The sequence below is a fragment of the Allokutzneria albata genome (genome assembly GCF_900103775.1).
Taxonomy (GTDB): domain Bacteria; phylum Actinomycetota; class Actinomycetes; order Mycobacteriales; family Pseudonocardiaceae; genus Allokutzneria; species Allokutzneria albata.
This window is the reverse complement of the sequence record NZ_LT629701.1, coordinates 287,926-308,093: the sequence shown is the minus strand read 5'-3', so window position 1 is coordinate 308,093 and position 20,168 is coordinate 287,926. Positions and strand designations below refer to the sequence as shown.

At 71.2% G+C, this 20,168-nt stretch carries 21 protein-coding genes; 8 read left to right on the top strand and 13 right to left on the bottom strand.

The features are described 5' to 3' along the window. Positions 1 to 36: 36 nt before the first annotated feature. On the bottom strand, positions 37 to 246 hold the full coding sequence (locus BLT28_RS01420; protein ID WP_030429267.1) for a helix-turn-helix domain-containing protein: 210 nt from the start codon (positions 244 to 246) through the stop codon (positions 37 to 39). 183 nt (positions 247 to 429) lie between these two features. Next, the gene (locus BLT28_RS01415) at positions 430 to 2,055 is read right to left on the bottom strand and encodes an ABC-F family ATP-binding cassette domain-containing protein (RefSeq protein ID WP_030429268.1); all 1,626 of its coding nucleotides are present in this window, start codon (positions 2,053 to 2,055) and stop codon (positions 430 to 432) included. A 188-nt stretch (positions 2,056 to 2,243) separates the two neighbouring features. Between BLT28_RS01415 and BLT28_RS01410 the strand changes: the two genes are divergently transcribed. The 4 genes from BLT28_RS01410 to BLT28_RS01395 all read left to right on the top strand — a co-directional run bounded on the left by BLT28_RS01410 (position 2,244) and on the right by BLT28_RS01395 (position 4,931). Further along, the gene (locus tag BLT28_RS01410) at positions 2,244 to 3,020 is read left to right on the top strand and encodes an SDR family oxidoreductase (RefSeq protein WP_030429269.1); all 777 of its coding nucleotides are present in this window, start codon (positions 2,244 to 2,246) and stop codon (positions 3,018 to 3,020) included. Positions 3,021 to 3,086: 66 nt separating this feature from the next. Next, positions 3,087 to 3,818, top strand: coding sequence for a hypothetical protein (locus tag BLT28_RS01405; RefSeq protein WP_030429270.1), 732 nt, complete (start codon positions 3,087 to 3,089; stop codon positions 3,816 to 3,818). Beyond that, positions 3,815 to 4,189, top strand: coding sequence for a GntR family transcriptional regulator (locus BLT28_RS01400; protein ID WP_030429271.1), 375 nt, complete (start codon positions 3,815 to 3,817; stop codon positions 4,187 to 4,189). The genes BLT28_RS01405 and BLT28_RS01400 overlap by 4 nt, the downstream gene beginning before the upstream one ends. A 46-nt stretch (positions 4,190 to 4,235) precedes the next feature. Further along, positions 4,236 to 4,931 (top strand): HAD family hydrolase, encoded by a 696-nt coding sequence (locus BLT28_RS01395; protein ID WP_030429272.1) that lies wholly within the window; start codon positions 4,236 to 4,238, stop codon positions 4,929 to 4,931. Here the strand turns inward: BLT28_RS01395 and BLT28_RS01390 are convergent. Further along, positions 4,920 to 5,453, bottom strand: coding sequence for a MarR family winged helix-turn-helix transcriptional regulator (locus tag BLT28_RS01390; RefSeq protein WP_030429273.1), 534 nt, complete (start codon positions 5,451 to 5,453; stop codon positions 4,920 to 4,922). The two genes, BLT28_RS01395 and BLT28_RS01390, sit on opposite strands and share 12 nt — an antisense overlap. Positions 5,454 to 5,518: 65 nt before the next feature. Between BLT28_RS01390 and BLT28_RS01385 the strand changes: the two genes are divergently transcribed. Next, complete coding sequence (locus BLT28_RS01385) at positions 5,519 to 6,244, top strand: SDR family NAD(P)-dependent oxidoreductase (protein WP_030429274.1); 726 nt, start codon at positions 5,519 to 5,521, stop codon at positions 6,242 to 6,244. On the opposite strand, the gene BLT28_RS01380 is transcribed toward BLT28_RS01385, so the two are convergent. Genes BLT28_RS01380 through BLT28_RS01360 form a run of 5 tightly spaced genes read right to left on the bottom strand, consistent with a single transcriptional unit; the run spans position 6,241 to position 12,030 of the window. Continuing rightward, complete coding sequence (locus BLT28_RS01380; RefSeq protein WP_030429275.1) at positions 6,241 to 7,242, bottom strand: alcohol dehydrogenase catalytic domain-containing protein; 1,002 nt, start codon at positions 7,240 to 7,242, stop codon at positions 6,241 to 6,243. The genes BLT28_RS01385 and BLT28_RS01380 overlap by 4 nt on opposite strands. Next, the gene (locus BLT28_RS01375; RefSeq protein ID WP_030429276.1) at positions 7,239 to 8,495 is read right to left on the bottom strand and encodes an aspartate aminotransferase family protein; all 1,257 of its coding nucleotides are present in this window, start codon (positions 8,493 to 8,495) and stop codon (positions 7,239 to 7,241) included. The genes BLT28_RS01380 and BLT28_RS01375 overlap by 4 nt, the downstream gene beginning before the upstream one ends. Beyond that, positions 8,488 to 9,927 carry a trehalose-6-phosphate synthase gene (locus BLT28_RS01370; RefSeq protein WP_197684168.1) on the bottom strand — a complete coding sequence of 480 codons (1,440 nt, stop codon included), beginning with the start codon at positions 9,925 to 9,927 and terminating at the stop codon, positions 8,488 to 8,490. The genes BLT28_RS01375 and BLT28_RS01370 overlap by 8 nt, the downstream gene beginning before the upstream one ends. Next, positions 9,924 to 10,823, bottom strand: a complete 900-nt coding sequence (locus tag BLT28_RS01365; RefSeq protein WP_043811241.1) for an SDR family oxidoreductase — start codon at positions 10,821 to 10,823, stop codon at positions 9,924 to 9,926. Before BLT28_RS01365 ends, BLT28_RS01370 begins: the two co-directional genes overlap by 4 nt. Positions 10,824 to 10,842: 19 nt before the next feature. Further along, positions 10,843 to 12,030, bottom strand: coding sequence for an MFS transporter (locus tag BLT28_RS01360; protein WP_156050873.1), 1,188 nt, complete (start codon positions 12,028 to 12,030; stop codon positions 10,843 to 10,845). Positions 12,031 to 12,151: 121 nt separating this feature from the next. Between BLT28_RS01360 and BLT28_RS01355 the strand changes: the two genes are divergently transcribed. Genes BLT28_RS01355 through BLT28_RS01345 form a run of 3 tightly spaced genes read left to right on the top strand, consistent with a single transcriptional unit; the run spans position 12,152 to position 15,137 of the window. Continuing rightward, complete coding sequence (locus BLT28_RS01355) at positions 12,152 to 13,102, top strand: BadF/BadG/BcrA/BcrD ATPase family protein (protein ID WP_030429280.1); 951 nt, start codon at positions 12,152 to 12,154, stop codon at positions 13,100 to 13,102. Continuing rightward, positions 13,102 to 14,064: a sugar phosphate isomerase/epimerase family protein gene (locus BLT28_RS01350; protein WP_030429281.1), complete on the top strand. Its 963-nt coding sequence runs from the start codon at positions 13,102 to 13,104 to the stop codon at positions 14,062 to 14,064. The genes BLT28_RS01355 and BLT28_RS01350 overlap by 1 nt, the downstream gene beginning before the upstream one ends. Beyond that, a complete protein-coding gene (locus BLT28_RS01345) occupies positions 14,061 to 15,137 on the top strand; it encodes a sugar phosphate nucleotidyltransferase (protein ID WP_030429282.1) in 1,077 nt (358 codons plus the stop codon). Before BLT28_RS01350 ends, BLT28_RS01345 begins: the two co-directional genes overlap by 4 nt. Here the strand turns inward: BLT28_RS01345 and BLT28_RS01340 are convergent. The 5 genes from BLT28_RS01340 to BLT28_RS01320 all read right to left on the bottom strand — a co-directional run bounded on the left by BLT28_RS01340 (position 15,126) and on the right by BLT28_RS01320 (position 20,147). Then, positions 15,126 to 15,674, bottom strand: a complete 549-nt coding sequence (locus tag BLT28_RS01340) for an ATP-binding protein (RefSeq protein ID WP_030429283.1) — start codon at positions 15,672 to 15,674, stop codon at positions 15,126 to 15,128. The two genes, BLT28_RS01345 and BLT28_RS01340, sit on opposite strands and share 12 nt — an antisense overlap. 249 nt (positions 15,675 to 15,923) lie before the next feature. Next, positions 15,924 to 16,805: a carbohydrate kinase family protein gene (locus BLT28_RS01335; protein ID WP_030429284.1), complete on the bottom strand. Its 882-nt coding sequence runs from the start codon at positions 16,803 to 16,805 to the stop codon at positions 15,924 to 15,926. A 30-nt stretch (positions 16,806 to 16,835) separates the two neighbouring features. Beyond that, positions 16,836 to 17,690, bottom strand: coding sequence for a TIGR03619 family F420-dependent LLM class oxidoreductase (locus tag BLT28_RS01330; protein ID WP_030429285.1), 855 nt, complete (start codon positions 17,688 to 17,690; stop codon positions 16,836 to 16,838). After that, entirely contained in the window at positions 17,687 to 19,162 is a 1,476-nt protein-coding gene (locus BLT28_RS01325; RefSeq protein WP_030429286.1) for a GMC family oxidoreductase, read from the bottom strand. The genes BLT28_RS01330 and BLT28_RS01325 overlap by 4 nt, the downstream gene beginning before the upstream one ends. Before the next feature lie 31 nt (positions 19,163 to 19,193). Continuing rightward, complete coding sequence (locus BLT28_RS01320; RefSeq protein WP_231950587.1) at positions 19,194 to 20,147, bottom strand: carbohydrate kinase family protein; 954 nt, start codon at positions 20,145 to 20,147, stop codon at positions 19,194 to 19,196. Positions 20,148 to 20,168: the final 21 nt, after the last annotated feature.

Genomic DNA, 20,168 nt, shown 5'->3' with positions numbered 1-20,168 from the left:
TAACAGTGAGAGAGATTGCGCTGCCTCGCGCCGGGTCTACTTCTTCTTGCTCCGCGTGGCGCCGCCACGGCCGCGGAGAGTCACCCCCGATTCGCTGAGGACCCGGTGCACGAAGCCGTACGAGCGCCCGGTAGATTCGGCGAGGGAGCGGATGCTCGCCCCCTTCTCGTACTTCTTCTTGAGGTCAGCGGCAAGCTTGTCCCGGGCCGTCCCCGTGATCCGGGCGCCCTTCTTCAGGTCAGCCACCTTGTCCCGCCTTCCGTTTGACCAGTGGGGCCGATCATGGCCCCCGTCGCCGCAATGATCGAACACGGAAGCCGCAAACGCCAGGCGATCATGAAAAATCATCGCCACGTGATCGGCGAGTCACGCCCTGTGGATCAACTGGACGCGCTAAAGGCGGTGCCTGGCCTCGGCAGTGGTGGCCGATCAGGCCAGCTGCACCAGCTCTAGGTAATCGGCCGACCAGTGGTCCTCGGTGCCGTCGGGCAGCAGGATCACCCGCTCGGGCTCCAGCGCCTCCACCGCGCCCGGATCGTGCGTGACCAGCACGACCGCGCCCCGGTAGCTGCGCAGCGCGTCGAGCACCTGCTCCCGGCTGGCCGGGTCGAGGTTGTTCGTCGGCTCGTCCAGCAGCAGCACGTTCGCCGCGCTGGAGACCAGCCCGGCCAGCGCCAGCCGGGTCTTCTCACCGCCGGAGAGCGTGCCCGCGGGCTGGTCCAGCTGCTCGCCGGTGAACAGGAACGCGCCGAGCAGCGTGCGCAGCTGCTGGGCGGGCGCGTCCGGGGCGGCGTGCCGGATGTTCTCCCAGACCGAGGCGTCGTGGTCCAGCGTCTCGTGCTCCTGCGCGTAGTAGCCGATCCGCAGGCCGTGACCGGGCACGACCTGGCCCGAGTCGGGCCGCTCCGACCCACCGAGCAGCCGCAGCAGCGTGGTCTTGCCCGCGCCGTTGAGACCGAGCACCACCACGCGGGAGCCCTTGTCGATGGCCAGGTCGACCCCGGCGAAGATCTCCAGAGAGCCGTAGGACTTGGACAGCCCCTCCGCGGTCAGCGGCGTCTTGCCGCAGGCGGCGGGCTCCGGGAAGCGGATCTTGGCGACCTTGTCGGCCGTGCGCTCGCTCTCCAGCCCGGCCAGCAGCTTGTCGGCGCGGCGGGCCATGTTCTGCGCGGCGACCGCCTTGGTGGCCTTGGCCCGCATCTTGTCGGCCTGGGCCTTGAGCGCGCCCGCCTTCTTCTCCGCGTTGGCCCGCTCGCGCTTGCGCCGCTTCTCGTCGGCGGCGCGCGCGTCGAGGTAGCGCTTCCACTCCATGTTGTAGATGTCCACCTCGGCGCGGTTGGCGTCGAGGAACCACACCTTGTTCACCACGTCGGCGAGCAGGTCCACGTCGTGGCTGATCACCACGAGGCCTCCGCTGTGGCCCTTGAGGAACCCGCGCAGCCAGGTGATCGAGTCCGCGTCGAGGTGGTTGGTCGGCTCGTCCAGCAGCAGGATCGTGTCGGACTTGCCCGAGCCGGCCTCGGTGGCGGCGAACAGGATGCGGGCCAGCTCCACCCGGCGGCGCTGACCGCCGGAGAGGGTGCCGGTCGGCTGGGCGAGGATGCGGTCGGCCAGGCCGAGGTTGGCGCAGATGCGGGCCGCCTCGCTCTCGGCCGCGTACCCGCCGAGCGCGGCGAAGCGGTCCTCCAGCCTGCCGTACTTGCGCACGGCGGCGTCGCGCTCCTTCTCGTCGACCAGCTCGGCCATGACGGTCTGCAGCTTCTGCATCTCGCGCAGGATCTCGTCCAGCCCGCGCGCGGAGAGCACCCGGTCCTTCGCGGTCATGGACAGGTCGCCCTCGCGGGGGTCCTGCGGGAGGTAGCCCAGCTCGCCGGAGCGCAGCACGGCGCCCGCGTAGGGCTCGCCCTCACCGGCGAGCACGCGCAGCGTGGTGGTCTTGCCCGCGCCGTTGCGGCCGACGAGACCGATCCGGTCGCCGGGCTGGACGCGAAGGGTGGTGTCGGACAGCAGGATGCGGGAGCCCGCGCGCAGCTCCAGGTCCGTGACAGTGATCAAGGGAAGAACTCCAGACGACTCGCGTGGCGGAAGACAGGGGGCATCCGCCCACCTCCCCTTTCAGCAACGGGGGTGGGCCACGCGCGCCGCTAATCCATCAAGACCACGGTGCCAGTTTACGCGACGCGTTCGACCGGTTTTGCCACGCGCCCTGGCTACTGGCCGGTAACCGGCCCTAGAGTGCTGACATGACCACGCCGAACGACTTCGCCGGCCGGACCGCGCTAATCACCAGCGGCAGCCGGGGCATCGGGTTCGCCATCGCCGAGGAGCTGCTGTCCAGGGGCGCATCGGTGACCATCACCGCACGCAAGGCCGACGACCTCGACGCCGCGGCCGGCAAGCTCGCCGCCTCGGTCGAGGGCGGGGCGGACCGCGTGCTCGCGGTGGTCGCCAACACCGGCTCCGACGAGGCCCGCGCCGAGGCCGTCGGCAGCACGGTCGAGCGTTTCGGCTCGCTGGACGTGCTGATCAACAACACCGGGATCAACCCGGTCTTCGGCTTCCTGATGGAGGCCGACCTCAACGCGGTCCGCAAGATCTTCGACACCAACGTGGTCGGCGCGCTGGGCTTCGTGCAGCAGGCGTGGAAGGCGTGGATGGGCGAGCACGGCGGCGCGGTGGTCAACGTCGCCTCGGTGGCAGGGCTGCGCTCCAGCGGCGTGATCGCGGCCTACGGCGCGAGCAAGGCGGCGCTGATCCGGCTCACCGAGGAGCTGGCCTGGCAGCTCGGCCCGAAGGTGCGGGTCAACGCGGTGGCCCCGGCGGTGGTCAAGACCAAGTTCGCCGAGCACCTCTACACCGGCCGCGAGGACGACGCCGCCGCGAACTACCCGCTCAAGAGGCTCGGCGCCCCGGAGGACGTGGCGGGCCTGGTGGCGTTCCTGGCCTCGGACGCGGCCTCGTGGATCAGCGGCGAGACCGTGCGCGTGGACGGTGGCCTGTTGGCGACCGGCACCCTGTGATGAGTTGACAGTTCACCGGACTCCCGACATTGTATCGACAACTCGGTACAAAGTCGGGAGTCTGTGATGTCGTACGTCGTTCCCCTGCTCGTGGTGAGCGTCCTCGCCGTCGTGCTCGTCGGTTCGCCGGGCGACGGCGCGAAGTGGTTGCGGAGATGGGGAGTCCTTCGGCCGACCGAGGACGACGTCCGGTCGGCGACCGCGCACCTGCGCCGACGCAACGCGACCTATGTGGCGGTGTGGTGCGTGTGCGTGGTGGCGACGATCGCCTTCGGCGAGATCCCCGGCATCACCAACGACATCGTGTTGCGCCTGTGGTTCCCGGTCGCCTCAGGACTGCTGCTCGGCGAAGTGCTGATGGCGATGCGCAGGCAGAAGGGCGCGGTTCGCCGGGCATCGTTGGTTCCGCGCCGGCGCGAGGACCTGGTGCCGTTGTGGGCGACCGTTCTCGAGGTGGCGCTGTTCACCGCGACGGTCACCGCGAGCCTCACATCGACGGGCGACCTCGCGGTGTCGCTCGGCGGAGCGGTCCTCGCGGTCGGCCTGGTCGAGACCACGATCCGGCTGGCAGTCCTCCGCGTTCCGGCCGGCGAGGCGAAGGTGGACATGGCCATGCGCTTGGCGAGCTGCAGAATGGCACTCGGGGCCGGGTACGTCCTGCTGGGCTGTTTCCTGGCCGCGCGCGTGTCCCCCTGGGTGCCCGGCCTGCCCGTGGTCGTGCTGCTGGTCGGGACGGCGCTCGCCTGCGTGGTCGTCATCTACCTGCCACCGAGAAGGACACCGGAAGCGACTGGATGAACCTGCTGATCGAGGTCGACACGACGAACGGGCAGCCGCCGTGGCGCCAGGTGCACGACCAGCTCCGGGCGCTGATCACCTCGTCGACGCTGGCCGCGGGGACCCGGCTGCCCACCGTCCGCCAGCTCGCCCGCGATCTCGGGGTGTCGGCGGGCACGGTGGCACGGGCCTACCGGGAGCTGGAGACGGCCGGGATGCTCAGCACGGCGGGCCGCAGGGGCACGGTCGTGGCGGAGATCACCGAGGAGTACACCCCCGCCGAGCTGACCGCGCTGGCCAGGGATTTCGTCGCGGCCGCTCGGCGGATCGGTGTAGACCGAGCGGACGCACTGTCCGCCGTGACCGCCGCTTGGCGGGCCGGGGCGGACTGATCTCTGGGTAGCCTCGAGCCGGATTCGCCTAGCCACGGGGGTGTGCGTGTCCAGACGGTTCGACGCCGTGCTCTTCGACTTCTCGGGGACCCTGTTCGACGACGGCAACGTGTTGACGCCGTGCGGTGTACAGCACCAGGCAGCCGAACGGGGGGTCTTGCTCGGGTTCGACGAGGCCGCCGCGCTGATCCACCGCACGAGGGAGCGGGTGGACGGCCCGCGCGGGCTCGCCGAACGCGAAGGTTGTGATCGTTCCGCCGAGCGGCACCGCGCGGTGTGGACCCGGATGATGACCGAGTCCGCCAGCGGTTTCCGGCCCGACGCCGACCCGGCGGTGCTCGGCGAGTCGCTGTACGCGTGCCTGGCCGACCCCGGTTCCTGGCCCGCCTACCCCGACACCGCGTCGGTGCTGAAGACGTTGCACGCGGAGGGCTTGAAGCTCGGCGTGGTGAGCAACATCGGCTGGGACATCCGGCCCACCTTCGACGAGCTGGGTGTGACGGACCTGATCGACACGTTCGTGCTGTCCTGCGAGCACGACTCGGTCAAGCCCGAGCCCGACCTGTTCCGCATCGCCTGCGCGGAACTGGGCGTCGAGGAGTCGCGCACCCTGTTCGTCGGCGACGACCCGGTCAAGGACGGCGCGGCGGCGCGGGTGGGGCTGGCGGTCTACGTGCTGCCCAGCACCCGGCACCGCGATCGGCCTCGCGGCCTGGACGCGGTGCTCTCCCTAGCCGCCTGAGACCAGCGCCTGCTCCAGCCGCGCGAGGATGCCGGTGAGGGTCTCGCGCTCGGTCGCCGTGAGCGAGCCGATCAGGTCGGCTTCGTGCTCCAGCAGGTGGCGCACAGTGGGTTCGATGAGGTTGTGACCGGCCTCGGTGAGCCGGACGGCGACCGCGCGGCGCGATGCCGACGACGGTGATCGTTCGACCAGTCCGGCCTGCTCGGCGCGCGCGACGCGTTGCGAGACCGCGCCCGCGGTAACCAGCGTGCGGTGCGCGATCTCGCGCGTGGTGAGCTCGTAGGGCGGCCCGGATCGCCTGATCACGCTGAGCAGGTCGAGCGTGGACGGGTCGACCCCGAGCTCGGCCAGCGTGCGCCTGCGGTCGTCGGCGAGGACCTTCGCGATCCGCCAGAGCGGCGTGATGATCTCGATGGACTCGGTGCGCACACCGGGCAGCTCCCGGTCCCACGCCGCGGCGATGTCGGCCGCGGGCCACGCCGAGTTCGACCCCAGCGGATAGCCCTCGTCACTTGGCCCCATCGCCGCCCTCCTGTTACGTTTAGACCTGAACGTTTAGAGCTAAATGTAGCAGAGGAGATGACCGGATGACTCGCACCGTGCTCGTGACCGGCGGCGGGACGGGGCTGGGCAAGGCGGTGGCCGCCCGGTTCCGCGCGGCCGGTGACACCGTGATCATCACCGGGCGCCGCGCCGACCGGCTCGCCCGCGCGGCAGCCGAGGTCGACGCGCGGCCGATCACCTGCGACGCCACCGATCCGCGGGCCGTGGCGCGGCTGGCCGACGACCTGGGCCCGGAACTCGACGTCGTGGTCAACATGGCGGGCGGCAACACCGACTTCGACGAGCCCGGCGAAGGGCTGTCCCCGCTGGAGCGGACGGCGGCGGCGTGGCGGGCGAACCTGGACGCCAACCTGCTCAGCGCCGTGCTCACCACCACGGCCGTGCTCGACAAGCTGCGGCCCGGCGGCTCCATCATCAACGTCGGCTCCATCGGGGCCGAGTACGCCGCCACCTCCTACGGGGCGGCGAAAGCGGCGTTGGCGGCGTGGACCGCCGGGCTGTCCTCGCAGGTCGGCCCCAAGGGGCTGACGGCCAACCTGATCTCGCCCGGCTACATCGCCGAGACCGAGTTCTTCCGCGGTCAGCTCAGCGACGAACGGCGCGCGGCCCTGATCGACGCGACCCACAACGGCCGCGCCGGGCAGCCCGGCGACATCGCGGAGACCGCCTACTTCCTGGCCTCCGCGGGCGCGCGTCACATCACCGGGCAGACCCTGCACGTCAACGGCGGCGCGTTCACCACCCGCTAGGGGTGGATGAGCGTCTTGCCGAGGGGGCGTGTGGCGAGGTGGGTGCGGATGGTGCCGGGGAGCGCGGTCAGCGGGATCTCCTCGGTGATCATCCGTTCCACCGGCAGCGTGACCGGGTCCAGTTCCACCAGCGCGCGGACGGCCGCGCCGAAGTCGTCCTGGACCGTGCCGTAGCTCCCGCCGACCCGCACGGGCTTGCCGTCCCAGGACGCCGTGGTGACCAGCTCACCGCGCCGCACGGAGTCGAGGTCGCAGTCCAGGCCGGGTAGCGCGTCGCCCGGCGCGGTCCCGCCGTAGAGCAGGACCAGACCGCCGGGGACCACCGTGCGCAGCGCCTCGCGCAGCACTTCGGGCAGCACGAAGCTGGTCGCGACGATCGCGATGTCCAGCTCCCCGGACGGCATCTCCTCCAGCGGACCGATGGGCGCGTCCAGCACCGCGCGGTCCCGGAGGAAGTCCGTGCGGTCCTGGCTGCGGTTGCCCAGGATGACCTGCGCCCCCAGCGCGTGCGCCAGCCCGGCGATCAGCGCACCGGCCGTCCCCGCTCCGAGGACGCCGACGCGTTGTCCCGCAAGGGCTTCGCCGAGGTGCCGGGCCGCCGCGCCGAGGCAGTGCTGCGCGCAGGCCAGCGGCTCGGTGAAAACCAGGCGGCGGGCGTCGACGTCAGCGGGCACCACGGGCAGCGCGGCGCGCAGCTTCTCGGCGGGACCCGCCGCCCACATCGTGGTGGCGAAGCCGGTCCCCCGCTCCAGCGGCACGTTGGGGTCGAGGGTGACCCGGTCGCCGGGCCCGAGACCGTCCACAGAGGACTCTTCGACGACGGCGACCAGCTCGTGGCCGAACTGGCTGACGCCGTGCCGGTTGCCGGCCACCTCCTTGAGGTCCGAGCGGCACAGCCCGGCCAGCTCGACGCGCACCCGGACCGCGTGCTCCCCCTGGGGGCGCGGCGGTTCCGAGTGCACGAGAGCCGGGCCGCCCGCGCCCAGTTCGACCCTCACGACACCGCTTCCAGTGCCTCGCCGAAGCGGTCGGCGATGAGGTGCGCGTCCTCGGGCGTCAGGACGAGCGGCGGCCGCAGCTCGATGACGTTGCCGAGGCCGTGCTCGGAGACCCGGGTGATCGCACCGCGGTCGTGCAGCGCGCGCTGGAACTCGTGCGTCTTCTTCGTGGCCTTGCCGCCGTCGGGCTCCACCAGCTCGACGCCGAGCATCAGCCCGACCCCGCGCACGTCGCCGATCACCGGGTTGTCCTTCTGCAGGTCGAGCAGCCGGTCCTTGAGGACCTTGCCGGAAGCGCGCACGTTCTCCAGGAAACCGGGCCGCTGCACGATCTCCAGCGTCTTGACCGCCGCGGCGGCGGAGAGCGTGTGGCCGCCGTAGGTGAAGCCGTGCAGCGAACGGTCGAAGTTCGCCATCCGCTCCTCGGTGAGGATCGCCGCGAGCGGGAGGCCGCTGCCGGTCAGTCCCTTCGAGACGGTCATCATGTGCGGCTGCACGCCGAAGTGGTCGGCGGCGAACATCTCCCCCGTGCGGCCGAACGAGGTCTGGTTCTCGTCGAAGATCAGGATGATGTCCCGCTCCTCGCAGAAGGCCTTCAGGTCCTCGAAGTAGCCGGGCGGCGGGACGATGTTGCCGCCCACCCCGCTGATCGGCTCGATGAGCACGCACGCGACGCTGCCGGAGCTGGCGTAGGTGATGAAGTCCGCGATCCGGTCGACGCACAACTTGGCGCAGCTGTCCGGTTCCTGCGCGTAGAAGCAGCGGTAGCAGTACGCGTCCGGCACGTGCGTGACGCCGGGGAACTGGTACGGGAACGGGGCGCGCATCCGGCTGCTGCCGTTGAAGCTGGTCGCCGCCATGGACTGACCGACCTGGCCGCGGAAGGGCACGATCACGTCGCGCTTGCCGGTCTGGAGCTGAGCGATCTTGATGGCGCCCTCGTTCGCCGTCGAGCCGCCGGAGCTGCGCAGGTTCACCCGCGTGAGGTTCGCCGGGCTGATCTTGACCAGCTCCTGCATGACCACGTTCGTCGGCTCGGTCTGGAACGAGGAGCTGGCGAAGACCAGGCTCTCCGTCTGCTCCCGCACCGCCGCCATGACCTCGGGGTGATTGTGCCCCAGGATCAGGTTGAACGTGCCGGACACGCAGTCCAGGTACTCGCGGCCGTCGCTGTCCCACGACCGCACGCCCTCGCCGCGGACGAGCTTGGCGTCACCGATCGCGTACTGGGCCACCTGGTGCGGGTCACTCATCGCGGGCCTCGTGATCCGCTGTCAGACCGTCCAGCTGCATGCGCACCCAGGCTTCCAGGGTCCATGGCTCGGCCACCTCGCGGCGGCGCTTGGCGGCCGTCTCCCGCTCCTCCTCCGGCGCGGTCAGACCGTCCACAATGGCCTGTGCCTGCTCGACGAGGTCGAACGGGTTGACCGTGTGGCACACCGGAGCGAGCACCTCGGCGGCCCCGCACATCTCCGAGAGGATCACCGGCGCGTTGCGCGTGTTGACCAGCGGCGCCTCGAACGTGCTCAGGTTCTGTCCGTCCACTGTGGAGTTGAACATGAGCAGGTCGGCGCGCTGGAAACAGGCGACGCTGTGGTCGACCTCGTTGTCGCAGTGCGAGCGCACGGTGTCCGAGCCCAGCTCGGCGTTGGCCTCGGCCACCGCGGCCTCGACGCGGCGCACGTACTCCGCGTTGGCCTCGACGTAGAGCCGGTTGGGGTTCATCCGCACCAGCATCTTCACGCCGCGCAGCCGCTCGTCGGACTTCACCGCCAGCACGAACGCCCGCACGGCGCGCTCGGCGTTCTTCATCGGGTCGGTCCGTCCACTGTGGACGACGAGCTTGCCGTCGCCCGCCCACTCCGCAACCCCCTCCGGTAGCCGGGGGTTGCGGCCGTGCAGCGTCAACGGGCTGTAGCCCAACGGCATCGTGCGCACGCGGCAACGACGGCCGCGCCAGTGCACCACACCGGACTCGCGGTCGACCTTCGCCTCCGGCAGCAGGTCCGCGACGCAGTCGAGGAAGTTGCGGGTCCAGCGCTCGGCGAAGAACCCGATCGTGGTCGACGGCAGCATGCCTTCGAGCAGCCCGACGCGCACCTCCTTCGGCAGGATGCGCCAGTAGTCCGGTGACGGCCACGGGATGTGCACGAACAGCAGGATCGGCGCGTCGGGGCGCTGCGCGCGCAGCTTCGCCGGAACACCGACCAGCTGGTAGTCGTGCACCAGGTACACCGGGTCGTCCACGCCCGACGAGCTCTTCAGCATGGCGTCGGCGAAGTCGTCGGTGAACTCGCCGAAGCGGCGCATCGCCTCGTAGGTCTCCGCGCCGAAGGTCGGCGTCGTCCAGCGGTCCCAGCCGTAGTTGTTGGCCGCCCACAACAGTTCCGCGGTCAGGAAGTTCTGCACCACGTCGAAGGTCGTGCGGTCGTGCTGGATCAGGCGGACGTTGATCTCACGGCCGGAGTGCAGGCTCAGCACCAGGCCGTCGGGGTTCTCCTGCGCCGCCCTGCGGTCGTCGTCGGTGTCGGCGCTGGCGATCCAGGACACGTTGAGCACCCCGGCCTGCTCAGCGACCACGTTGCCGGTGCCGCCGGGCGCCAGCCACGGGCGCAGCTCCCCCGTCTCCGGGTCCGGCGCGTAGGTGACGGCGGCCCGCTTGCTGGCCAGGAAAAGATGGGTCACTGCGATTCCTCCCCGATGGCGATGAGTTTGCTGCTGGCCTCGAAGACGTCGACGGGTTCGAGTCCCTTCAGTTCGGCGATGCCCTCCGCGCGCTCGCTGTGCAGGCAGGCGTTGCGCGGGCGGCACGCGTAGGCGGTGCTGCTCTGCGGCGCGGCGCTGACCAGGTCCGGGTCCACGCCGTAGCCGGTGGCGATGTGCCGCGCCCACTCCACCCTGGTCAGCCTGCGCGGTCCGCCCAGGTGCACGACGCCGGTCTGCTCGGAGTGCAGCAGCGCCGCCGTCCACGCGGCGACGTCGTCGACGAGCACCGGGCTGTTCCAGTGGTCACCGGGCACCGCGACCGGTTGTCCCGCACCGAGTTTCTGCGCGCAGGTGGTGAAGAAGTTCGGCCGCAGCCCGGCGCGGTCCCAGCCGTAGACCAGGCTGACCCGCAGCGCGACGGCGTTGCCGGTGGCCAGCAGCGTGTCCTCGGCGGCGAGCTTGACCCGGCCGTAGACGTTGGCGGGCTCGGTCGGCTCGGACTCCGCGCAGCTGTCCTTGCGGCCGGGGAAGACGTTGTCGGTGGAGATCATCAGCGCCCGCCGCCCGCCCAGCGCCTCCGCGAGGTGCAGCGCGCCGCCCTGGTGCGCCACCATGGCCTCGGCGGGGTTGGCCTCGCACCAGGTGATGTCCGATGGCCCGTGCACGGTGACGACCGAGTCCGGCTTCGCCTCGGCGAGCGCGGCGCGGATGGTCTCCGGCGCGGACACGTCCACCGGCAGCCAGCCCAGGTCCCGCGCCTCCGGAGTCGCGGGCCGCCGCCGCGAGCTGAGCACCGCCGTGTGCCCCAGGGCCCGTAACCGCTGCCCCACGTGCCCCGCGAGGTAGCCCGCCCCGATGATCAGAACGCGTCCCACAAGTTCCTCCCCGTTCGCCTCACGCGGCGCGCGCGGGCGTCGGCAGCAGGCGCAACGCGGCCGCGCCCGCCATGACGACGAGGCCGAACAGGGCGACGATCGTCAACACCGCCGGCAAGCCCAGCCACCCCGCCAGTGTGCCCACAAGTGGCGGGCTCGACAGGAAACCGGCGTAACCGATGGTCGTCACCAGGGAGATCGCCTTGGAGCGCTGGTCGTGCGCGACCGCCCGGCCCACCGCGCCCATCAGCGTCGGCACCACCGGGGCGAGCCCGACGCCCGCGACCGCGAACCCGATCAAGGTCGTCGTCGGGCTCCACGCCGCCGCGCCGACGACCAGCCCCGCCAGCCCGAGCGCCCCGCCGGAGATCACCAGCGTGCGGTCGCCGAGCGCCGCGCCCTGCCACTGCGCCAGCAGCCGCCCCGCGGACAGCCCGGCCATGTAGGCCGCCGGGCCGAAGCTCGCCAGCAGCGGCCCCGCGGCCAGCTCCGTCTCCAGGTGGATCGCGCCCCACTGCTCGACCGCGTTCTCCATCAGCAGCACCGTCGCGGCGACGGCTCCGACCAGCAGCAGCGGCGAGTAGAACTGCCGTGGAGCGGCCTGCGCGGCCGTGCTCCCGGACTTCTCGCTCCACCCGGCCGGGTCGATCGCCATGACCGCGCTCAGCCCGACCAGCACGGCGATCACGACGAGCACCGCGAGCGCCGACGCACCCAGCTGCCTGGCCAGCCCGACGCACGGCGCCGCGACCACCATGGCCAGCGGGGTCGCCGCGTGGACCTTGTTGAACAGCCGCTCGCCGTCGCGGGCCTCGCGGGCGGCCATCGTGGCGTTCAGCGCGACCTCGATGGCTCCGCTGGCCGCGCCGACGAGCAGCAGCGACGCGGTGAAGGCCAGGTGCGTCCCGGAGAGGCCGACCAGCAGCACGCCGAGCGCGAAGACGCCGGTCACCACCGGAAGCGTGTGCTGGGCCAGCCGTTGCGCGAGCCTGCCGGTGAGCACCATCGACGGCACCGCCGCGACCGGGACGGCGAACAGCGCCAGACCCAGCTGCTGGTCGGTCAGGGCGAGATCGGACTTGATCTCCGGGATGAGCGCCGCCCAGCCTCCCCAGAACAAGCCCCAGCTCGCGGCCACCGCGAGCAGACCAAGGACTCCGTTCTGCGCTGATGCTCGTTCCCGCACGCGGAACTTCGGTTGCCGCACAAGTACTCCGTCCCGCTCATGTGATCCAGCTCGCTCCACGATACTGCGCAAACGATGGCCGGACCGCGCCCGCTCCTCCGGTAGCGTGGTTGCCTGAAGATCGGCAAGTCTCGGGGGTTCGGTGACGCACTGGGCGATCGACGCGGGCGGCAGCAGCACAACTGCCCTGCTGGAGAACGGGACGCGCTGGCGGCGGGGCTCGGTGAACCCGGCGTCGGTCGGTGCCAGGGCCGCCGATGACGACCTGCGGGATCTGTTCCGGGCGATCTGCCTGGCATCGGGCGATCGGATGACAACCGGATGGCTGGCGACGGCGACCGTGGACGCGAACGCGCCCGGACGCGAGCTGGACCGCCTGACCGGACTGGCCCGTGAAGCGGGGCTGACCGGGACCGTGGTGATCTCCCGCGACATCGTTCCGCTGCTGGTGGCGCCGCCTCTCAACGGGCGCGGTGTGGCCGTGGTGTGCGGAACGGGCTCGGGCTTCATCGCCGGCGACGGCGAAGGTGAACCGGTCTCCGTCGGCGGGTGCGAGTACCTGGGCAGCGATGAGGGAAGTGCTTTCGCCATCGGCCTTTCCGGTCTACGGGCAGGTGTCCGCGGTACGGACGGGCGCGGCCCGGCCACGGCGCTGAGCGCGGCGCTCGCCGAGCTGCGCGGTGGTTCCGTGCAGGACCTCGCGCGCTCGCTCGCCGCGGAGGCGTTCCCCAAATCCACTGTTGCCGCATTGTCTTCGGTGGTCTGCCGGTGTTGGCTGGACGGAGACGCGGTCGCGGGCGAGGTCGTGACCGAGGCGTTGACGGACATGGTCGACGGGGTGCGCGCCGCGCGGGACCGCGCGGGCCTCACGGGCTCGTGGTCGGTGACGCTGACCGGGGGTGTGTTCCAGGGCTGTCCGGAGTACGCGAAGGAGCTGAGCGCTCGGCTCGTCGGCGATCTCGGCGCGGAGGAGCCGACCCTGGTGAGCGATCCGACCGCCATGGTGCTGGCCTCGTTGCGCTCGTGCGGTACGACGCTGCCTCGCTCGCTCGACGGCTGGGCGTGGACGCGATCTTTGGGAGGGAACGGCTGATGGCGCACGGACCGATCCGGCTCGGCCTGTGTTTGGCGGCGTTCGCGCCCGCCGGCCTCGGCGGCGCGCTGCGCTCCGCGGGTCAGGCCGGGGTGGACGTGGTGGATCTGCCCGCCGACAGCACCTTCGAGCTCGTCGATCCGCAGCGGCTCGACGACCCCGCGCATCACGCAGAACTGCGCGCGGCCCTCGATTCGGCGCACATCCGCGTCGGGTGTGTGAGCAACAGCAGGGACACCCAGCTCGTGCTCGGCCCGCACGGCCCGCACACCGATCCGGTGCTCGCGGGGACCGCCGAGGAGAAGCGCGAGTACGGCATGCGCGCGGCGCTCGGCACGGTGCGGCTCGCGGCCGGGCTCGGCGCGCCCTTGGTGCGGCTGATGCTCGGAGTGCCCGATCTGGGCCGGTGGTTGTCCTGGTGGGGCAGCGACGTCAGCTGGTCGGACAACGTGGAGGCGTGGTGCTCCGCGGCGAAACCCGCGTTGGAGCTGGCCACCGAGCTGGGTGTCCGCGTTGTCGTTGAGCCGCATCCGAAGCAGGTGGCCTACGACCCGGCGAGCGCTCGCGCACTGCTCACGGCGGCCGAGGGCGTCGGGCTCTGCGTCGACCCCGCCAACCTCGCGGCCGTCGGACACGACCCGGTGAACGCCGTGCGCGGCTGGGGAGCCGATCTGGCCGCCGTGCACGCGAAGGACCTCCAGATCTGGCGGGAACCGTCCGAGCCGCGCGGTGCCGGGTGGTCGCGCTACGGCCCCGGCCCGGCGATCCGCTTCCGCGCCTTGGGTTCCGGCTCGTTGCCGTGGGCCGAGATCGTCGCGGCGCTGCTCGATGAGGACTACCGCGGAGTGATCTACGTGGAGCACGAGGACGCGCTGCTGCCGACCGACCAGGGGGCGACGAACTCGCTCGCGGTGCTGCGGCGGCTGCTGCCCTCGGCGGGAGCACAGGGGAGGACCTGGTGAGTCTTGAAGGTGTGCGTGCCGGGCTGCTCGCGGGCGGCCTCGGCGAACGCATGGGCCCGCTGACCGCCAGGGTGTGCAAGCCCCTCGTCCCCTATGCGGCTTCGTGCCGCCTGGTGGACTTCAGCATGATCAACTCGGTGCGCTCCGGCATGCCCGAGGTGGTCCTGCTGTCGCTGCACCGCGAGGCCGACCTGGTCCGCCACCTGTTGCGGCACTGGGATTCCTCGCCGACCCGCGTCCACTTCGGACCGCACGACTCCCTCGTGCGGACCACGGACTTCGACCTGCTGCCCGAGCGCCCCGCCGAGCGCGGCACGGCCGACGCGCTGCTGTCCAACGCCGAGTACCTCTTCGCGCCCGGCGCCTCCGATGTCCTCGTGCAGCACGCTGATCACGTCTACCTCTTCGACTACGCGCCCATGGTCGCCGCGCACCGCGCGTCCGGCGCGCACTGCACCATCGGAGTGCAGCGCATCGAGCTGAAGTACGTGAAGCTGTTCGGCATGGTCGACGTCGACTCCGACCTGCGCGTCCGCGCCTTGGTGGAGAAACCGCAGAACCCCACCTCCGACCTCATCTTCACCGCCTTCTGCCTGTTCCGCATCGACGCGCTCCAAGAGGTGCTGGACACCTTGGTCGCGCGCGGCGAGGACGGCTGGCAGCACGACATCAGCCGCGACGTCCTGCCCGAGATGATCCGCCAGGGCCGCCCCGTGTCGGCGTTCCCGATCGAGGACTACTGGGCCGACATCGGCACCGTCGACCGCTACCACTCCGAGCAGCTGAAACTGTTGTCCGGCGCCATGGACCCCGCCCTGCTCCCCCGCACCCTCTCCCCTTCCGCGCCGACGCTTCTGTCCGATGTGGACACTCTGTCGGGCGCCCCGGTCCCACCGGGCGCGGTCGTGGAGTCCAGCGTGCTGCACCCGGGCTGCGTGATCGAGCCCGGCGCGAAGGTGCTGCGTTCCGTCGTGCTCCCCGGTGCCGTCGTCCCCTCCGGTGTCACAGTGCGCGACACCATCGTCCTGGCCGACGAGCGCCTGCGCTCCGATCGCGACGGACTAGCTTTCTGAGGCGGGCCTGATCCACCCGGTGGCAGCCACCACCTCCCACGCGATGTCCACGACTGACCGCCCGTCTGTCGTCACCCGCACTGTCCCCGCCGGGACTTGCCGCTCCAGGAGCCGTGCGGTGCGCACACCGCGCTCCGCCTCGTGCTCCAACTCCGAGCCGAGCTCGCGTCCCACCAACCGCTCGCGGGCCGTGGCATCGGAGGCGGTGAGCAGGACTCGCGTGATCCCCACCTCGGCGCCGATGGCTCGCTCGAACATGCCCGTGCTCCCAGGCAACACACTCGCGGTGTTCGTGTAGATCAGACGCCGATAACCCAGCTGCGCGAAGTTCGCCCACACCGCGCTCAGGTTTCGCTCCGTGATCTCCGCCCGCAGCGGATCGCCTTCCGGCGCCGGATGCACCTGCCCCATGAAGTCACCCTCGATGATCGCGTGGGAAACCTCCGCCGCGCGCAGGAGCGCCGAGACCTCCCACCCCACCGTCGTCTTGCCGACACCGGCTCGCCCTCCGATGAGCAGCACCTCTGCGTGATCCACAGTGCCAGCGTGCCAGCGGGCAGCGGCTGGAGCACCGGAAGGGTGCCGGTTCCGCTTCCGTGTCGAGGGTCTTGCGACGGTGGTGCCGGTGCCGCCGAACGGACAGCAATGATCAAGCTCGCCGAGCGGACTCGTCACCGGCATCGTGAGGTACAGGCCCACCCGGCAGGCCCTCGGCACGTGCGAGGGGTCCAGGCCAAACCGCCCCCATGCTGGGAGGCCCAGCCCGCAGAAGGTGGAAGCCCAAGATCACAACCCCAGCTCCCCGGCAGAAATGAACGACGTATGCGTCCCGGCCGACCGAACGGCGTGCGCCCCCGCCAACGCCCCCGCCCGAGCGCACTCCCCCCACTCCCGCCCCGCCAAGAACGCATAGACAAATCCAGCCACGTAACTGTCCCCGGCCCCATTGGTGTCAACAACACAATCCACCGGAACGGCCGGAACATGGAGGGGAGAAGATCCGGGCAAGCAGAGGAAACTGCCCCGTCCGCCGTCCATCACCACAACCACCTTCGCCCGCCCGCGTTCGAAGATGTCCTCCACAACAGCGGACATCCGCCCGCGCAGCTTCCCCGCGGACAAGAAGACCAGATCGGCTCCGTACGCGAAGTCCTGCCGGAACTCGCTCACCCCGTCCCAGTTGTGCAGGTCGGTCGACGTGCTCAGGCCGAGCTCGACGGCGTCCGCGAGCGCGTGCCGAGCCCAGTCCACAATGGACAGATGAGCGTGCCGGGTGCGGCGCAGCAGCGGCTGGTAGAGCGAGGGGGCGACGGTCATGCCGTCGGGGTGGCGGCCGTCGTAGAGCGAGGTCCGTTGACCGTCGGGGTCCACCAGGTTCACCGCGCAGCGCGTACCGCTCGGGTGGGTCCGGTACGCGAACGGGAGGCCGGCGCGACGGTAGTGCTCCAGGACGAACGCGCCGTCGGGATCGTCGCCGATCACGTCGGCGAGGTGCGTGCGCAGGCCAAGGGTGTGGCAGCCCATGGCGACGCCGTTGCCGGTGTGCCCGACGTAGCGGCGGATCGGCGGGACCTTGATGGTGTCCTCGACCGGCAGGGGGAGTTCGCCCACCCGCACGATCGTGTCCACGCCGACCCCGCCGACCACGACCACGTCAAGATCCGCCACCCGTGGATCTTCCCACGGTGGCGGAGGCGGCTACAGCTCCCGGACCGGGTGGAGGAAGTCCGCGGCGAACGCCTCGAAGGCGTCGGGCAGCTCGTCCGGCGGGACCTGCGGCGGGTAGACCAGCACACGCGTGACACCGATGGCGCGCAACTGTTCCACGCGCTCCGGGGTCACCGGCGAAGCCTCGGCGATCAGGTCGATCGAGGACGGGTCGCGGCCCGCTTCGGCCGCTGCCGAGCGGCACTCCTCGAACAGCGGGACCGGGTCGCCCACCGCGGGGAAGAAGCCGTTGGCCAACCGGCCTGCCCGCCGGGCGGCCGCGACGCTGTGCCCGCCCATGATCAGCGGGATCGAGCCCGCGGGCTTCGGGTAGCAGCGCGCCTCGGTGAACGAGTGGTAGGTGCCCGAGAACGTCTCGTCACCGCTCCACAGGGCGCGGAGCACGCCGACGTACTCCTCGAACCGCTTCGCCCGGTCGGCGAAGTCCACACCGACCGCGGCGAACTCCTCGCGGAACCAGCCGAGGCCGAGGCCCAGTTCGAGCCGCCCGCAGGAGAGGTGGTCGATGGTCGCCGCTTCCTTGGCCAGCACCACCGGATTGCGTTGCGGCAGCACCAACATGCCGGTGACGAGGCGGACCGACGAGGTCACGCCCGCGACGAAGCTCAGCCAGGCCAACGGGTCCGGGTACGGCCAGTCGGCGGCCACCGGCATCCGGCCGTCGCCGGAGTACGGGTAGCGCGTGGTGTAGTTCTCCGGAAGCACAACGTGTTCCGGCACCCACAGCGAGTCGACGCCGTGCGTGTCGGCGAGCCCGGCCAGGGTCTTCGCGGCCTCCGGCGCGGTGAACGGCGGCATGCTCGGCGAGAGCAGTCCGATCCTCATCGCAGCGCTCCTTCCCGCAGCAGCGCGGAGAGCCGGTCGGCGACGGCCACGGTCGTGAGGTGCGTGTTCGCCCGGGGGATGACCGGCATCAGCGAGGCGTCTCCGATGTACACATTGGACAGACCGTGCACCTTGCCGTCCGCGCCCGCGACCGCCATCGGGTCGTCGGCGGGTCCCATCGCGCACGTGCCGACGGGGTGCCAGTAGCCACTGGCCGCGGCGAGGATCGAGGCCTGTTCCCGCTCCTTCTCCGCCCACGGGGTCAGCCCGGTCAGTCCGGCCAGCCGCTCGGTGCGGGCGAAGTCGTGGGCCAGCTCGACGCCCTCCAGAATGATCTTCATGTCGTAGCGCTCGGCGTCGGTGAAGAAGCCGTGGTCGATCTTGGGCGAGGCCGCGGGGTCGAGCGAGGCCGCGCGCACGGTTCCCCTGGAGCGCGGCGACATCACGAACACGTACAGCCCGGCCGAGAGCGGGCCGGTGTAGAAGCCCTGCGCGTCCTCGGCGGGCCCGGCGGACGGCACGATGTGGATGTCCCAGAACTCGTCAGCCTGCGTGGACCGCGCCTTCACCACGGTCTGCGCGAAGTAGGACTCCGCCGCGTCCGGCATCTCCCCGGCGAGGGTGTCCAGCGGGTCGAGCATCAGGCCGAGCGAGCTGTGGTCGACCAGGTTCTCCCCCACCCCCTCCAGCTTCAGCGTGACCGGCGCGCCCAGCGAGGACAGCACGTCCTCCGGCCCGATTCCGCTGCGCATCAACAGGGGCGGCGTGCCGTAGGTGCCCGAGGCGAGGATCACGTGGTCGGCCGTGACCGTGTACTCCTCGCCGTCCCGGACAGCGACGACCCCGGTCGCGCGGTCGCCCTCGATGATCAGGCGGGCCGCGAGCGAGTCCGGCAGGATCTTCAGGTTCGGCCGGTCCCGCGCCGGGTCGAGGTAGGCGAAGCCGGTGTGCCAGCGGGTCGCTCCGACCGCGTTGAGCGGCACCCAGCCGATGCCCTCTCGGGCGTCCTCGGCGTTGATGTCGTCGAGGAAGGGCATCCCCAGCTCACCCGCGGCGTCGATGACGGCGTGGTGCCACCGGGTCTGGTCCTCCTCGGGCACCGGCCGCACCCGCAGCGTCTCGACCGCGCTCGTCAAGTACGGGCGGAGCTGCGAGTAGTCCCAGACCCCGTCGGAGTACTTGCTCCACGCGTCGTAGTCCGCGGGCGCGCCGAGCGTTGCCCAGCAACCGTTGTGCGCCGAGGAGCCACCGATCACCCGAGCCCGCGCGCAACACGGTGGGGCTTCGAGGTCCCAGTCGTGCCCGCGCGCGGCGGAGCGGGCGTTGAGCAGCTCCGCGGGCCAGCGCCGCGGGTCGAAGGGGCCGTAGTCCGGCCCGGCTTCGAGCAGCCCCACGGTGATCCGATCGTCCTCGCTGAGCCTGTTGGCCAGGACGCAGCCCGCTCCGCCTCCGCCGACGATCAAGACATCCACATGCACGTCATTCCCCCAGGTGGTCGTGAACTCAGGCCGACAGCGCCGCGTCGAGGTCGGCGCCGGTGATGAACGACGTGTGCGTGCCCGCGGTGCGGACGGCGTGCGCTCCGGCGAACGAGCCAGCGCGAACCGCCTCGTCCCACGAGCGTCCTGCCAGGTGCGCGTAGAGGAAGCCCGCCACGTAGCTGTCCCCGGCGCCGTTGGTGTCGACAACCTCCTCCGGCGCGAGCGGCACCGGCGGCACGTGCTTGAGCGGCTGACCGGGCAGGCGGAGGTAGCTGCCCTCGCCACCGGCCATGGCGATCACGGCACGGGCCCGTCCGCGGTCGAGGATGTCCGAAGTGACCTCCTCGACGCGGTCGTCCAGCGCGGAGGTCGACACGAACACCAGGTCGGCGCCGTACGCGAAGTCCTGGTGGTACTCGTTCTCGCCGTCCCAGTCGTGCAGGTCGGTCGAGGTGGTGACCCCGGCGGCGACCGCGTCGGCCAGCGCGTGCCGGGCCCAGTTCATGATCGAGACGTGCACGTGCCGCGCGCGGCCGATCGCCGGGCGGTACAGCTCGGGGCCGACCTCCATCTCGAACGGGTGCCTGCCGTCGTAGAGCGAGAGCCGGTTTCCCCGCTTGTCCACGAGGTTCACGCTGCGCCGCGTACCGCTGGGATGCGTGACGTGCGCGAAGGACAGCCCGACCGAGGCGTAGGTCTCCAGCACCTTCGCGCCCTCGGCGTCCTCGCCGATCACGTCGGCGAAGTGGGTGCGCAGCCCGAGGTGGTGGCAGCCGAGCGCGACGCCGTTGCCGGTGTGCGCCAGGTACTGCTCGATCGGCGGCACCATGATCGAGTCGCGCATCGGCAGCGGCAGCTCGGGCACGCGCACGATGGTGTCGACGCCCACCCCGCCGACCACGAGGACGTCGAGGTCGTGCTTCTGGGGGCCCGTTCGATGAGAGCCTGCCCCGGCCGCAGGCCGAAGTCGGGACACAGCGAGGTCGTTCCCGGTAAG